This is a genomic window from Pseudomonas sp. PvP025 (genome assembly GCF_017832155.1).
Taxonomy (GTDB): Bacteria; Pseudomonadota; Gammaproteobacteria; order Pseudomonadales; family Pseudomonadaceae; genus Aquipseudomonas.
The window spans coordinates 5,627,529-5,640,438 of record NZ_JAFIBJ010000001.1 but is presented as its reverse complement, the minus strand read 5'-3'; the positions used below and the strand labels follow the sequence as shown (position 1 = coordinate 5,640,438).

The 12,910-nt window shown below is 58.8% G+C and carries 16 protein-coding genes; 12 read left to right on the top strand and 4 right to left on the bottom strand.

What is annotated here, in order from left to right:
* Positions 1 to 63: 63 nt before the first annotated feature.
* From JOE32_RS24735 to JOE32_RS24695, 9 genes are all read left to right on the top strand, one after another.
* Positions 64 to 276 carry a DNA-binding protein gene (locus JOE32_RS24735; protein WP_124435134.1) on the top strand — a complete coding sequence of 71 codons (213 nt, stop codon included), beginning with the start codon at positions 64 to 66 and terminating at the stop codon, positions 274 to 276.
* Positions 277 to 305: 29 nt separating this feature from the next.
* Positions 306 to 776: a YmfL family putative regulatory protein gene (locus JOE32_RS24730; protein ID WP_124435133.1), complete on the top strand. Its 471-nt coding sequence runs from the start codon at positions 306 to 308 to the stop codon at positions 774 to 776.
* A complete protein-coding gene (locus JOE32_RS24725; protein ID WP_057709693.1) occupies positions 776 to 1,072 on the top strand; it encodes an ogr/Delta-like zinc finger family protein in 297 nt (98 codons plus the stop codon). Before JOE32_RS24730 ends, JOE32_RS24725 begins: the two co-directional genes overlap by 1 nt.
* Positions 1,072 to 1,443 carry a hypothetical protein gene (locus JOE32_RS24720; RefSeq protein WP_124435132.1) on the top strand — a complete coding sequence of 124 codons (372 nt, stop codon included), beginning with the start codon at positions 1,072 to 1,074 and terminating at the stop codon, positions 1,441 to 1,443. Before JOE32_RS24725 ends, JOE32_RS24720 begins: the two co-directional genes overlap by 1 nt.
* A 76-nt stretch (positions 1,444 to 1,519) precedes the next feature.
* Positions 1,520 to 1,753: a hypothetical protein gene (locus JOE32_RS24715; protein WP_116079536.1), complete on the top strand. Its 234-nt coding sequence runs from the start codon at positions 1,520 to 1,522 to the stop codon at positions 1,751 to 1,753.
* A gap of 12 nt (positions 1,754 to 1,765) precedes the next feature.
* Positions 1,766 to 4,483, top strand: coding sequence for a toprim domain-containing protein (locus tag JOE32_RS24710; RefSeq protein ID WP_209990731.1), 2,718 nt, complete (start codon positions 1,766 to 1,768; stop codon positions 4,481 to 4,483).
* Between the two features lie 25 nt (positions 4,484 to 4,508).
* Positions 4,509 to 5,327 (top strand): hypothetical protein, encoded by an 819-nt coding sequence (locus JOE32_RS24705; RefSeq protein WP_209990172.1) that lies wholly within the window; start codon positions 4,509 to 4,511, stop codon positions 5,325 to 5,327.
* A gap of 25 nt (positions 5,328 to 5,352) precedes the next feature.
* Complete coding sequence (locus JOE32_RS24700) at positions 5,353 to 5,700, top strand: hypothetical protein (RefSeq protein ID WP_124435129.1); 348 nt, start codon at positions 5,353 to 5,355, stop codon at positions 5,698 to 5,700.
* A gap of 354 nt (positions 5,701 to 6,054) precedes the next feature.
* On the top strand, positions 6,055 to 6,330 hold the full coding sequence (locus tag JOE32_RS24695; RefSeq protein WP_124435127.1) for a pyocin activator PrtN family protein: 276 nt from the start codon (positions 6,055 to 6,057) through the stop codon (positions 6,328 to 6,330).
* Here the strand turns inward: JOE32_RS24695 and JOE32_RS24690 are convergent.
* Positions 6,305 to 7,456 (bottom strand): site-specific integrase, encoded by a 1,152-nt coding sequence (locus tag JOE32_RS24690; RefSeq protein ID WP_124436310.1) that lies wholly within the window; start codon positions 7,454 to 7,456, stop codon positions 6,305 to 6,307. The genes JOE32_RS24695 and JOE32_RS24690 overlap by 26 nt on opposite strands.
* A gap of 103 nt (positions 7,457 to 7,559) precedes the next feature.
* On the opposite strand from JOE32_RS24690, the gene dusA reads away from it, so the two are divergent.
* Positions 7,560 to 8,570 carry a tRNA dihydrouridine(20/20a) synthase DusA gene (dusA, locus tag JOE32_RS24685; RefSeq protein ID WP_209990169.1) on the top strand — a complete coding sequence of 337 codons (1,011 nt, stop codon included), beginning with the start codon at positions 7,560 to 7,562 and terminating at the stop codon, positions 8,568 to 8,570.
* Between the two features lie 247 nt (positions 8,571 to 8,817).
* Positions 8,818 to 9,744 carry a transaldolase gene (tal, locus tag JOE32_RS24680; RefSeq protein ID WP_209990167.1) on the top strand — a complete coding sequence of 309 codons (927 nt, stop codon included), beginning with the start codon at positions 8,818 to 8,820 and terminating at the stop codon, positions 9,742 to 9,744.
* 108 nt (positions 9,745 to 9,852) lie between these two features.
* Here tal and rssC read toward each other — a convergent pair whose 3' ends face one another.
* Both rssC and rssB read right to left on the bottom strand, forming a co-directional pair.
* On the bottom strand, positions 9,853 to 10,335 hold the full coding sequence (gene rssC / locus JOE32_RS24675) for an anti-sigma factor antagonist RssC (RefSeq protein WP_003235194.1): 483 nt from the start codon (positions 10,333 to 10,335) through the stop codon (positions 9,853 to 9,855).
* Positions 10,335 to 11,516 (bottom strand): two-component system response regulator RssB, encoded by a 1,182-nt coding sequence (gene rssB / locus JOE32_RS24670; RefSeq protein WP_209990164.1) that lies wholly within the window; start codon positions 11,514 to 11,516, stop codon positions 10,335 to 10,337. The genes rssC and rssB overlap by 1 nt, the downstream gene beginning before the upstream one ends.
* A gap of 277 nt (positions 11,517 to 11,793) precedes the next feature.
* Here rssB and JOE32_RS24665 point away from each other — a divergent pair, with 277 nt between their 5' ends.
* A complete protein-coding gene (locus JOE32_RS24665) occupies positions 11,794 to 12,090 on the top strand; it encodes a PilZ domain-containing protein (protein WP_057009581.1) in 297 nt (98 codons plus the stop codon).
* Between the two features lie 59 nt (positions 12,091 to 12,149).
* Here JOE32_RS24665 and JOE32_RS24660 read toward each other — a convergent pair whose 3' ends face one another.
* Positions 12,150 to 12,839 (bottom strand): VacJ family lipoprotein, encoded by a 690-nt coding sequence (locus tag JOE32_RS24660; RefSeq protein WP_057009580.1) that lies wholly within the window; start codon positions 12,837 to 12,839, stop codon positions 12,150 to 12,152.
* Positions 12,840 to 12,910 lie beyond the last annotated feature (71 nt).

Here is a 12,910-nt window from a genome sequence, read left to right as displayed (position 1 = left end):
ACTATTCAACACACGTTGAATATTCTTCCCCTGCCATCACACGAAACCACACGAAACGAGACTATGCCGAACGCATCCCCCATCGAGCAAGCATGCCAAGAGGCCCGTGACCGTCTCGCACGTCTCGGGATATCAGCCAAAGACTGGGCCGAAGAACATGAATTCAACCCATCGACGGTCTACGCGGTTTTGAACGGACAGAAGAAGTGCTTGCGCGGTGAAGCTCACCGCGCTGCCGTACTGCTCGGCATTAAAGACGGCGAGATTGCAAACTAGGGCCTCTGGCTCCAAGGGGAAACCAGAAGATGAAACGCCCAGTTCTAGACAGCAGAAAGAGCGTCGTTATGGCCGTCATCGGCGCCTACCCTGGCGGTCGGCAGTACGCCTCGGCTGACCTCGGCATGCCGCTTAAGAAGTTCGACAACCAGGCCTACGAGAATGCCGGCAGTCGTCCGCTGACCGACGAACACATTCACCGTCTGGAGCAAGTCGCCGGTACCACGTTCCTGGCCGACTACATCGCATCCATGTACGGCGGCATGTTCGTGCCCCTGAGCCTCCCGGACACCTTGGACAACGTCGAGTTGTACAGCCGCTCGCTCAAAGCGTCGGCTCAGCGGGGCAAAGTCGACCAGATCATGGCTGCGGCGCTGGATGACGGGGTGATCGAAAAGCGTGAGGCCGACGCGATTGTCGCCGCCCTGATCACGTACATGTCAGCCCGGTACGCCGAAGTCTTTGCAACCATCCAGCTTTACAGCCAGGGAGCCGTTTAGTGAGTACATACAAGCTGGTGTGCCCTTGCTGCAACAGTTCCATGCGCATCCGTACCTCCGAGGGGCAGACACCCTGCTTCCGCTCGATGTACTCGGAATGCACCAACTTGCTCTGCGGCGCCACCTTCTCCGGCTCGTTGGTTTGGGAGTATCAGCTCAGCCCGTCGGGCATTGAGCGGCCCCTGACGGTTTTGCCCACGGCGCCGACCAAAGTTCGACTCCTTGCCCGTCAGAACCTCAAGTCGAAAAACGATCAACCCGATCTGCTGGACCAACTGGAAATGGAGCGTGCGTGATGAACCTTGATCAACAAACTCATGACTACCGCAGCAGCATGCAACACGCTGCTTTCGCATACCTGCAACGCCATGAGGCAGAACACCTGGTGGATTCCGATCTGTTGTTCGATCGCTGCATTCGCCACCTGACACTTGCGTTGGAAGTGCCCGTGTTCATGGCACCGAAACTTGTCCACAACGCCTGGACAGAACTGCAGGTGATCAAAAAGCGCCGTTGGATTGGCGTCGATTGGGCGAGCGGGTCGGACAGCACCCGTGTCCACCTGGTGGATGTTCTCGCGGACCAACGCTTCCCGGTTTCGGCTCGGTTTCTGCCGCAGAAACTGCTCGACCAGCGCAGCACCGTACACAAGCCACACCCTCAGTAACGCTTCCCTTTAAACACCCGCCCTGCCCCATTCCCAATGGGTTTGGGTGAGCTTTGCCCGCAATCCGAGGTGGACCATGGAAATCGACATCGCCATCACCGCAAAACTGCCCCGCGACCACGCTGAGGCACTGCTCGTTGAGCTACGTGCGCAATACGCGGTGCTGCTCAACGAGCATTGGTATGACGACCGCTTTCGCCTGATCCCCGAGGGTTTGCGGCACGGCTCGTTGCTAGTGGCCTTCCCCGCGATGGCCGCACGTAAAAGCCTGATTGGCGCCCTTAAACACAGTCTCGACGAAGCGAAGTAAGCCACGATGGAAATGGAACAAAGGCTGCGCGCCGACGTCATCCAACGCATTGAGCGGGACTACCAGCTCAAGCACATGGCCAACACCAACTACATGCGTAAGGGTGTTTGCCCGGCCTGCCGCCAGAAGACCCTGTACACGTTCTACGACTCTCCCTGGACGCTGATCTGCGGACGGCCAGAGAAATGCGACCACCGCGTCTACGTCAAAGACGTCTATGACGACCTATTCAACGACTGGAGCAAGACCGCTCCATCGACACCCGACAACCCGCTTGCCACGGCACGCGCCTACCTGGAGTTTGCCCGGGGCTTCAAATTTGAGCTGATCACGGGCTGGTTCAGCCAGGAAAACTATTGGGATGGCCGTCAAAACATCGGCAGCGCCACGGTGCGTTTCCCCCTTGAGAAAGGCGGTTACTGGGAGCGTTTGATAGATCGGCCGGACCGGTTCGGCAAGATGAAAGCGCGCTTCCGGCCGACTGGCGAAGGCCAGCCCGGTTACAAAGGCGTCTGGTGGTGCCCGCCGAGCGTGGACCTTCTGGAAGGGGACGAGCTGTATATAGTCGAAGGCATCTTTGACTCTATCGCTTTGGTGCACAACGACGTATCGGCCGTGTCGATGATGTCCAGCGCGCCGTGCCCAATTGATTCGCTAAAGGCCCTGGTCAAGCTGCGCCACGACGCGGACAAGCGCCTGCCGGTGCTGGTTTGGGCGCTTGATAACGAGCCAGTTGCCAAGGCCAACATGCGCCGCTGGGCGAAGGAAGCTCGCGATCTGGGCTTCATCTGCAAGGCGGCAGTGATCCCCCAGCCCAATGGCAAGAAGGTTGATTGGAACGACTTGCACCTGCGGTGGAAGTCGATCGAAGGCGATGATAAGCGCGCCGAGCAGATCGAGCAGGACCTTGATGAAGCACGCCACCACGGCGACCTGCTGCTGGCTGATTCTGCTGAGGAAAAAGGTTTTCTCATTTACCTGCGCGACGAGCGCAAAGAATTCAACTTCACGTTCCGCAAGCGTCTGTACTGGTTTCGGCTGGACATTGATAAGTACGACCGCGCAATGAGCGATCTGGAAAGCTCTGAGCGACATGAAGACCAGTTGCTCACTGATGAACAGCGGCGCTACAAGGCACTGCGCCAGTCGGGCTCAGTGACCAGTATCGCCAACTGCAACTTCCAAGCGCTGTATTACATGCGCAATGACCTGACCGACGAGGCTTGGTACTACTTCCGCATCGAGCGCCCGCAGGGGCCCGCCATCAAGAGCACGTTCACGGCCAAGCAGCTCACGTCGGCACCTGAGTTCGCTAACCGCCTGCTCAACGTCTCCAACGGCGCAATGTTTGAGGGCAGCGCCCAGCAGCTCAAACGAATTCTTGCGCCTCAGCTCGACAACCTCAAATCCGTCAACACCATCGAATGGATCGGCTACAGCCGCGACCACGGCGCCTATGTCTTCAACGACCTGGCCTTCTACGGCGGCAAAGCGCAGGTACGCAACAAGGAAGACTTTTTCGACCTCGGCAAGCTGAGCATCAAGTCGCAGAGCCAGTCACCGGTGCTGCACATCAACACCGACCTCAACGCCTACAACGAAGGTTGGTTCGACATCTATTGGCGCTGCTTTGGCGTACAGGGCCTGGTGGTGCTGGCCTGGTGGTTGGGCGCATTGCACGCCGAGCAGATCCGCCAGATCCACAAGTCACTGATGTTCCTGGAGCTGGTGGGTGAAGCCGGTTCGGGCAAGACCACCCTGGTAGAGCTGCTCTGGAAGTCGGTCGGGCGTACTGATTACGAAGGCTTTGACCCGTCGAAGGCGACCGCCGCAAGCCGCGCGCGCAACTTTTCGCAGGTCAGCAACCTACCGGTGGTGTTGATCGAGTCAGAGCGTGAACAGAAGGAAGGCCAACCGGTTAAACACTTCGACTGGGACGAACTGAAAACCGCCTACAACGGCCGTAGCGTCCGCTCCACCGGTGTGAAAAACAACGGCAACGACACCCACGAACCGCCGTTTCGCGCCGCCCTGCTGATCGCGCAGAACAACCCGGTGAACGCCTCGGAACCAATCCTGCAGCGTATCTGCCACGTCCACCTGACACGTGAGCACCACACGCCAGAGACCAAGCAGTACGCCGAGCAGCTGGAGCGCATGCCGATGGACAGCATCAGCGGCTTCCTGGTCAAGGCGCTGCAGCGCGAAAGCGAAACCATGCGGCTGATGGAAGAAAACACCTCCGGCTACGAACAGGAGCTGCTGGCCTTGCCTGGCGTGCGCACCGTGCGTATCGCCAAGAACCACGCCCAGTTGCGCAGCCTGGTGGACGCACTGGCCAGCGTCGTGCCGCTGGGAGACCGCCGTAAGGCACTTGCGCACGCTGAAATCAACCGTATGGCCTTGGAGCGGCAGCAGGCAATCAACGCCGACCACCCGACCGTGCGCGAGTTTTGGGACCTGTACGAATTCCTCAATGGCATGGACGAGAAAGCCGCGTTGAACCATGCGCGCCGCGATGGGCTGATCGCCGTGAACCTCAACGAGTTTGTGGAAATGGCCGCCAATAAACGCCAGCAAGTGCCGCCGCTGAGCGACCTGAAACGCCTGCTTAAGACGAGCAAGTCACCCAAATTTCTGGAATCGAACAAGCCCGTCAACTCGGCGCGCCAGGTCGACGCCTTCGACAAACCGAAAACCATTCGCTGCTGGGTATTCCAGGGCGTTTAACCACCGCAACAACAGGAGCAGCACCATGCAAAACGAACTCAAATCGGCCATTCGCTTCAACGACTTTGTCGCCTACTTCGGCGCGCGCGGGGTACTGGCTATGGCCTGGTGGATGGGAGCGGTGCATGCGGGCCGAATTCGTGAGGACCAGACCAGCTTCCCATTCCTGCAGATCGTCGGCGCCGCCGGCAGCGGCAAGAGTTTGCTGCTGGGCTACCTCCAAAAGCTGAACGGGCAAACGCCTTATTCCAACTTCCTGGGGCATTCCACTCCAGCCGGGCGTGCGCGCACGTTTGCCAGCGCAGGGCAACGGATTGTGATTTGTGAGGAACAAGGCGAGGTAGGCCAATCCATTGACTGGGACGAATTGAAGCCGCTTTTCAGCTCCGGCAGGGTGAGCGTTCGCTCGGGGGATGGCATGAGTGAGGAAGTGACATTCCGCGGGGCTTTGGTGATAACCGCCAACCAACGGCTGGAATGCAGTGATGCGGTGACCAGCAGAATGGTGACGGTCGATCTCTCAGCTCACGACGCCCATACGCCAAGAATCCGGCCGGAAGCCATTGGCAACGTCGACGCAGCTGAGGCAAGTGCGTTCGGTATCGAGATTGCGCAGTCTGGTGAATGGATTTGCAGCAGTCTCAAGGCTTTTTTACCCGCATATCAAGGCCAGCTCACTCGTAAATACGGGACGGACCTCAACGGGCGCACAGCCCTCAACTGTGCACAGATGATCTGTCTGGTTGACCTGCTCTGCAATCTTCTCGCGGTTCCGCAGCGCCTTCAGCTTGAGACCAGGAAGTTGGTTCACGACATCGCCTTCTTCGACAACATCCCCTACTGACCCGGCCTTCGAAAGGAGAACCCGCATGACTACGTCTGCCCAAAAACAGCAACCCAACTGGTTCCAGCAACTGCAGGAGTTCGAAGCCAAGCGCCCTGCCATCCGCAAGGCCGGTATTGAAGCGCTGGCCCGGCTGGTCCCTGTCGCCCAGCGCGATACAGGCCAGAGCGCCGTGATCGGTCGCTTTCTGCTCGGGCTCTACAACGGCCGCGACTACCCCTTTGTCCTGACCAGCCTGCGCGGCCTCGACACCGCACTGTTCGACGACTGCCTGGCGGTGCTGCAACTGGACTACTCGCCGGAGCAAGAAGTGCACACGTATATCCCCAACGGAGATGCCATCTGGGAAGAATTGATAAGGGCGTGGGCATGAAATGGGCGCCGAAACGCAATAGGGACGGGCAAATCCAGCAGAACTGCTGGGTTACCGACAACGGCTACACCGTCGCGCTTTGCCGGTTGCCGGAGTCGCGCTACCCCGTCACTCGCCCAGGAGGCGAACTGCCCTTCGCTTATGCGAAAGACAGAGACGAAGTCATAACGATCATTGAGCAAGACCAGGCCAAATCGGCCTGAAAGATGGTGTCGAGGAGCGCCAACTCCCCGACACCTGCCACCAAAAGGAGAACCACCATGCAAGTGAATCAACCCCAAAGCGACATGGCAGAGGCTACCACACCTCGCTACGACACCATTTGAATCGCCTGTCTCTGTTTGGAGAGATCCGATGAATACAGCCTTTATCCTGATGGCCCAATACGATGGCCAGGCGATTATCTCGCTGGAACAGCTCTGCCGGGATTACTTTACCCACCTCACACCAGACATGTTCCAGCGCAAGGTGATGAGCGGTCAGATCAAATTGCCCATCACCCGCCTGGAGCTCAGCCAGAAGTCAGCCAAGGGCGTCCACCTCATCGACCTGGCCGCGTACTTGGACCTGCAACGCGCAGCCGCAGTTAAAGAGCACAACCAGATCAACGGGTTAAAACACGTCGTTTGAGCCACTTCATTGACGCGGCGCCCAGTTGGACGGGCGCCCTCAATATCTTTTGGTGCCACTCCCATCCCAAATAGCGGTCCCCCTTGCCACGCAGGTGGGTGTACCGCCGCATCGAATTCCAATCCCGATGGCCGGAAACACTCGCCACTCGCGGGATATCCCAATCCATCTCAAAAAGGCGACTGATACCTTCGTGGCGTAGATCGTGAAAGTGCAGATCTGCAATTTCCAGAAACTTGCAGGCTTTTGCCCAAGACGTGGAAATTGACTCAGGGCTGTAAGGGAATATGTCTTCGCCGGCTTTCGGCATTGTCTGGAGAATGTGCCACGCCTCGTCCGGCAGATAGCACCACACATCGTTGCCGATCTTCTGCCCAGGGTTTTTCATGTCGCGCACCAGCACCCGCTGACCAGGCTCGTCAACGTCCGCCCAGCGTATACGAGTTATCTCATCCAGCCGACGCGTGGAGAACAGGGCGAAACCCACGACCTTCATCATATTGGTGACAGTCGGACGCCTCGCTTGCATGTCCTCATAGTGCTGCAGCACCTTTCCCAGCTCGTCCAGCGTCGGCCGGCGGTCACGTTCGCGACTTTTCAGGTTGTAACCGAGCTTCCTCAGTACCCGCCGAGCGCCGCCCATCGCGAGCGGATCGACCTGGTATCCCCACGCGTCTTTGGCAATCGCCAGTACAGCGCCGAGGTGCGCCAGGTCATTGCCGGCGGTTTGTGGCTGAACCCCACCGCCCTCCTTGCTCATTCGCCATAAGGCAAAGTCGACCAGGGCCTGGGTGTTGATTTCTGTATCGGCCAACTGGCCCAAGTATGTCTCGCCGATTGCTGTTAGCGTCGCGCGTTTGGTCTTGCCCAGTGGTCGGGCCTTTTCCACCTCGACCAAATACTGAGCATTCATCTCCTTAACCGTGGCGCACTTGCGGCTTGCCCGCTCAATCGCACCTGGCTCATCCAGCTCCGTCTCGCGCTTACGTGCCCAAGCCTGAGCGGCCTGTTTTCGGGCGAAGGTCTGGCTCTCTTGATAGACTTGCACTCCGTCGCGCTTGATGCGGATCTGAGCCGTGTAGCTCACCGTCCCATCTGCCAGTTTTCTTGCCCTGATAGTCGCCATATAGAAAGTGGTACGCATCCGTTTCTGAGTGGTACATCGTACCACCGAGGCTTTAAAAACGCCGGAAAACGCCCCAAAACATGCCCAGAACACGTTGAGTAAAATGCTAGATAAACAGAGCTTTAGCCCAGCAGTATCAAGCCCCGCACTGTCTCGGCGCTTTAGTGTTGCACCCATGATGGATTGGACCGACCGCCACTGCCGCTACTTCCTGCGTCTGCTCTCCAAACACGCCTTGCTCTACACCGAGATGGTTACCACCGGCGCCATCCTTCACGGTGATCACGAGCGCTTCCTGCGCCACAACGAAGCCGAGCACCCTCTGGCATTGCAGTTAGGTGGCAGTGTTCCCGCCGACCTGGCTGCATGTGCTCGCATGGCCGAGGCTGCCGGTTACGATGAGGTGAACCTGAACGTCGGCTGCCCGAGTGACCGGGTGCAGAACAACATGATTGGCGCGATCCTGATGGCGCATCCGGCGCTGGTGGCCGATTGTTTGAAGGCGATGCGTGATGCGGTGTCGATCCCGGTGACCGTCAAGCATCGTATCGGCATTAATGGACGGGACAGTTATGCCCAGCTGTGTGATTTCGTCGGGCAGGTGAAGGATGCGGGCTGTACCAGTTTTACCGTGCATGCGCGGATCGCGATTCTGGAGGGGTTGTCGCCCAAGGAGAATCGTGACATTCCGCCATTGCGCTATGACGTGGCGGCGCAGTTGAAGCAGGACTTTCCCGAGCTGGAGATTGTTCTCAACGGCGGGATCAAGACGCTGGAGGAGTGCGAGGCGCATTTGCAGACGTTCGATGGGGTGATGCTGGGCCGCGAGGCTTATCACAATCCCTATGTGCTGGCGCAGGTGGATCAGAGGTTGTTTGGAAGCGAGGCGCCGGTGATCAGTCGGGCGCAGGTGTTGGTGCAGTTGCGGCCTTATATTGCTGAGCATCTGGCCAGTGGTGGGACGATGCATCACATTACTCGGCATATATTGGGGTTGGGCACCGGGTTTCCGGGGGCTCGGAAATTTCGGCAGTTGTTGTCAGTGGATATTCACAAGGCTGCGGATCCGTTGGCGTTGCTGGATCAGGCGGGGGAATTGCTGGAAGGGCGTTGATCGTTAATGTGTGGTGGTTGGGCTGGCGCTATCGGGAGCAAGCCCCCTCCCACATTGTGATCGGGATGGCATCCGGTAATCGGGTTGAACCTGCCACCGATTGCGGCCTCCAATTACCGAGTAAGGCCCGCCATTCAAACGGCTGTTTTCAGGTTGTTGCCCTCGCAAACGATCGAACGCATTTGCGCCCTTGAGCGCCTGCTGGCGCTCGGGTAATGTCATCAGACCCATAGGACAGAGCACGCCCATGACTTCCAAGCTGGAACAACTCAAGCAATTCACCACCGTGGTAGCCGATACCGGCGATTTTTCCACCCTCGCCAAGCTCAAGCCGCAGGACGCTACCACCAACCCTTCCCTGCTGCTCAAGGCCGCGTCGATCCCGGGCTACGCCAAGCTGCTGGACGAGTGTGTGCAGGACTGCAACGGCGATGTCGGCCTGGCCAGTGACCGTTTTGCGGTGGCGGTGGGTCAGGAGATTCTCAAGGTGGTGCCGGGGCGTATTTCCACCGAGGTGGATGCCCGCCTGTCGTTCGACACCGACGCCGTACTCAAGCGTGCGCACCGTCTGATCGACCTGTACGACAAAGCCGGCGTTGGCCGCGACCGCGTGCTGATCAAGATCGCTTCCACCTGGGAAGGCATCCGCGCCGCCGAGCAACTGGAAAAGGAAGGCATCCAGACCAACCTGACGCTGCTGTTCTCGTTTGCCCAGGCCGTAGCCTGCGCCGAGGCCGGGGTGTTCCTGATTTCGCCGTTCGTGGGCCGTATCTACGATTGGTACAAGAAGGCCAATGGCAACGACTACACCGGTTCCGATGACCCGGGCGTGCAGTCGGTGACGCGCATCTACAACTACTACAAGGCCAATGGCTACAAGACCGTCGTGATGGGTGCGAGCTTCCGTAATCTGAGCCAGATCGAAGAGCTGGCCGGGTGTGATCGCCTGACCATCAGCCCGGACCTGCTGGAGAAGCTGGCGGCCGATGAAGGCAAGCTTGAGCGCAAGCTGTCGCCAGGGCACGCCGGGGAAGCGCGGGTGCATATGACTGAAGCGCAGTTCCGTTGGGAGTCCAACGAGGATGCGATGGCGACCGAAAAGCTGGCGGAGGGGATTCGTCAGTTTGCCCGCGATCAGGAGAAACTGGAGGCGTTGTTGACTGCCAAGCTGTAAAGGCAGGCAGCAGCAAAAAGGGCGGCACCTGTGAGGGTGCCGCCCTTTTTTGTGGTCGCTGATCCCAAGCCGAACTCCCACATTTGATTGTGTTCCAGCAGTGGGGGATCAGTGGCGTTCGAGAGCATTCACGAGGTCGTGAAAGGCTTCGCGATTGGACTCGTTGAGCCCCATCAGGATCTTGTGCGCTTCCAGCACCTTGACCCGCACGATCTCCTCGGACTGGTCCTGGGACGGCAGGTCGGTGAGGCATTCCGGGCACGGGATCGGACGGTCGACGATGTTGAACACCTGATCGAAGCCCATGGACTGCAGCAGCCGGGTGATGTCGTCGTGGGTGGTGACGACGGTGGGCAACAGGCCGACCTTCTGCCGCGACAGAATGGACAGCTTGGCCAGCAGCCCCAGGGTGGTGCTGTCGATGCTGCGGGTTTCGGTCAGATCGATCACGATCGCCGAGAAGTTCAGCGCAGTGAAGATCCGCTCAATCGTCGCATCCAGCGCTGAACACAAGGTCAGGCGCACTTCACCGACGAATTTGAGGACGAAGGTTCCGTCCTGCTCGGCGAATTGGATTCTTCCGGTACTCATCAAAGATTCCTGCTCAACACCAGTAGGGCGATATCATCCGGCATCTCCCCCAGCGTGGCCAATCCAAAAACCTGCCGCAGGCCATCCAGGCTGCCGCCCGCCGACTTGACCTTTTGGGGCAAGGCGGCTTCTTTCTCTTTGAGTGTAGGCTCTGGAAGAAGATCCAGGATGCCGTCGGACATCAGCGTAAGGCTGAACGTCGGCGGCAGTTCCAGGATATGGTCTTCGTAGGTGGCTTCATTGAACAAGCCCACCGGCAGACCACGGCCTTCCAGATAACGCACACTGTCTGGAGTGTATAGAACAGGCATCGGCAAGTGACCGCCAATACTGTAGGTCAAAAGACCGGTTTCTTCATCGATCACGCCGCCCACCATCGTTACGTGCTTGCCCAGCTTGCAGCTGATCAGGCCCCGGTTGATGTGGCCCAGTACCTGCGAAGGCGTGAACTCCGGCAGCGTGCCATTGCGCTTGGACTCGAACAACAGCCGTGTGGTCATGAACTTCAACAGCACGGTGACGAATGCAGAGGACGCACCGTGACCGGACACGTCGGCCAGGTAGAACGCCACACGGCGCTCATCCACGCGGAAATAGTCGACAAAATCTCCCGACAGGTACAGCGAAGGGATGATCTGGTGAGCGAACTGAAAGTCGTCGATGGTCCAGGGGCTCACCGGCAGCATATTCATCTGTACCTGGCGACCGGCGTTCTGGTCTTCTTGGAGCAGGTTCAGGCTGGCTTCGAGTTCGCGGTTGGCGGTTTCGAGCTTTTCGCGGTAGCGCAGGTTTTCCTGCAGCAGGCGCGCGCGGTCAAGGGCGCGGCGCACCGAATGCTCCAGCACGGCCAGGTCTTCCAGGGGCTTGATCAGGTAATCGGCGGCGCCCAGGCGCAGGGCCTCGACGGCATCGTTCATCACGCCGGCACCGGACACTACGATCACCGGCGTCTGCGGCGCGCGCTCGGTCACCTGGCGAATCAGCTCCAGGCCGCCCATCTGGGGCATGCGCAGGTCGCAGATCACGAGGTCGGGCTGGTCGCGCTCGAACACCTGGAGACCCTGTTGGCCATTGCTGGCCTGCAGGACGCTGAAGCCACTGTCTTCCAAATAGGCCGCGAGGCTCGCGCGCACTACTTCGTCGTCATCGATTATCAGCAGCGTGGCACTGGTTTTTTGCATGTGGGCAAACGGCGCCAGAATTAGGTTGGCGTAGGCAGCGCGACAATGGCCGGGCTCACACTACTGGATTCGCTTTCTAGCCTCTCTGTCCTACAAAGCACGGGCGTTTTGCCCACGCACAACTGTAAAGCAGAGGTGCCCTTCTAAGGCGCAGACGGTACTCCCATCCGTCAGGGGTTTCAAGCTCACGCCGATGGTCGCCGAGCCTCTTTACACCGCAAATCACCGGGAGTTATAAGAACAGCTACCACCACAACACAAAGTAAGGATGGAACCTGTGAGCGAACACGAGCGCGACTACGCTGAAAAACGCGATTTCATCCGCATGCGGGTGGATGCCGATGTGTCATTGATCCATGCCGGGCAGGAAATTGCCGGGGTTTGCGTGGACCTTTCCAGTTCCGGCATGCAGGTGCAGGCACCTCGCCAGTTCAACGTCGGCGATCAGCTGACCGTCCGCATCGATTCGGAGCACGCCGCCCTCAAGGGCCTGGAGGCTGATACCGAAGTGGTATGGGCCAAGACGGCGGGCGAAGAACAGCAACTGGGGCTCAGGATCCTGAAAATGCGCTAAAAGCTGCGCACAAAAAAGGCGACCATTGGGTCGCCTTTTTCGTTTCAAAACGTCTCGACTTAGAAGTCGTCGACGACCTTGCCGTCCTTGACCTTGAACTCGCGGTTCTGCAGGTAAGCGTTACGGATAAAGGTGTATTTGTCGCCGGTGATCAGCTTTTCGCTGTCGAGCAGGCTGGCGCGGGTATCGACCAGGTTCAAGCCGAAGACGCTGTTGCGCCAGTCGATGTCATTCATGTAGCGGTACGGCGAGGTGTAGCTGTCGACGTATTTGGACGGCGCATCACGCAAGGTGCTTGGGCCGAGCAGTGGCAGCATCACGTAAGGACCGCTGCCCACGCCCCAGTAACCGAGGGTCTGGCCAAAGTCTTCATCGCTGCGCTGCAGGCCCATGCGGGTGCCGACGTCGACGAAGCCCAGCACGCCGAAGGTGGTGTTGACCAACAGACGGGCGGTGTCCACGCCAGCGTTGTGCGGCTTGAGCTGCAGCACGTTGTTGGCGAGGTTGCCGACATCGCCGATGTTGCGGAAGAAGTTATGCACGCCGTCCTGCACGAATTGCGGAGTGATGAACTGATAGCCTTGGGCAATTGGCTTGAGGGCGTAGGTATCAACCGTATCGTTGAAGGTGAAGATGGGGCGGTTGACGCTTTCCCATGGATCATCTTCCGATGCCGCCTGTGCAGCAAAGGGTACGAATAGTACGGTGGCACACACCGACAGCTGAGCGAAGTACTGGCTCCAGCGCATAGCTTTTGCTCCTTGAATGATCTGTCATGGGCGCTATGCCCTGAATTTGGCCGTCAGTATATGACGGAAGT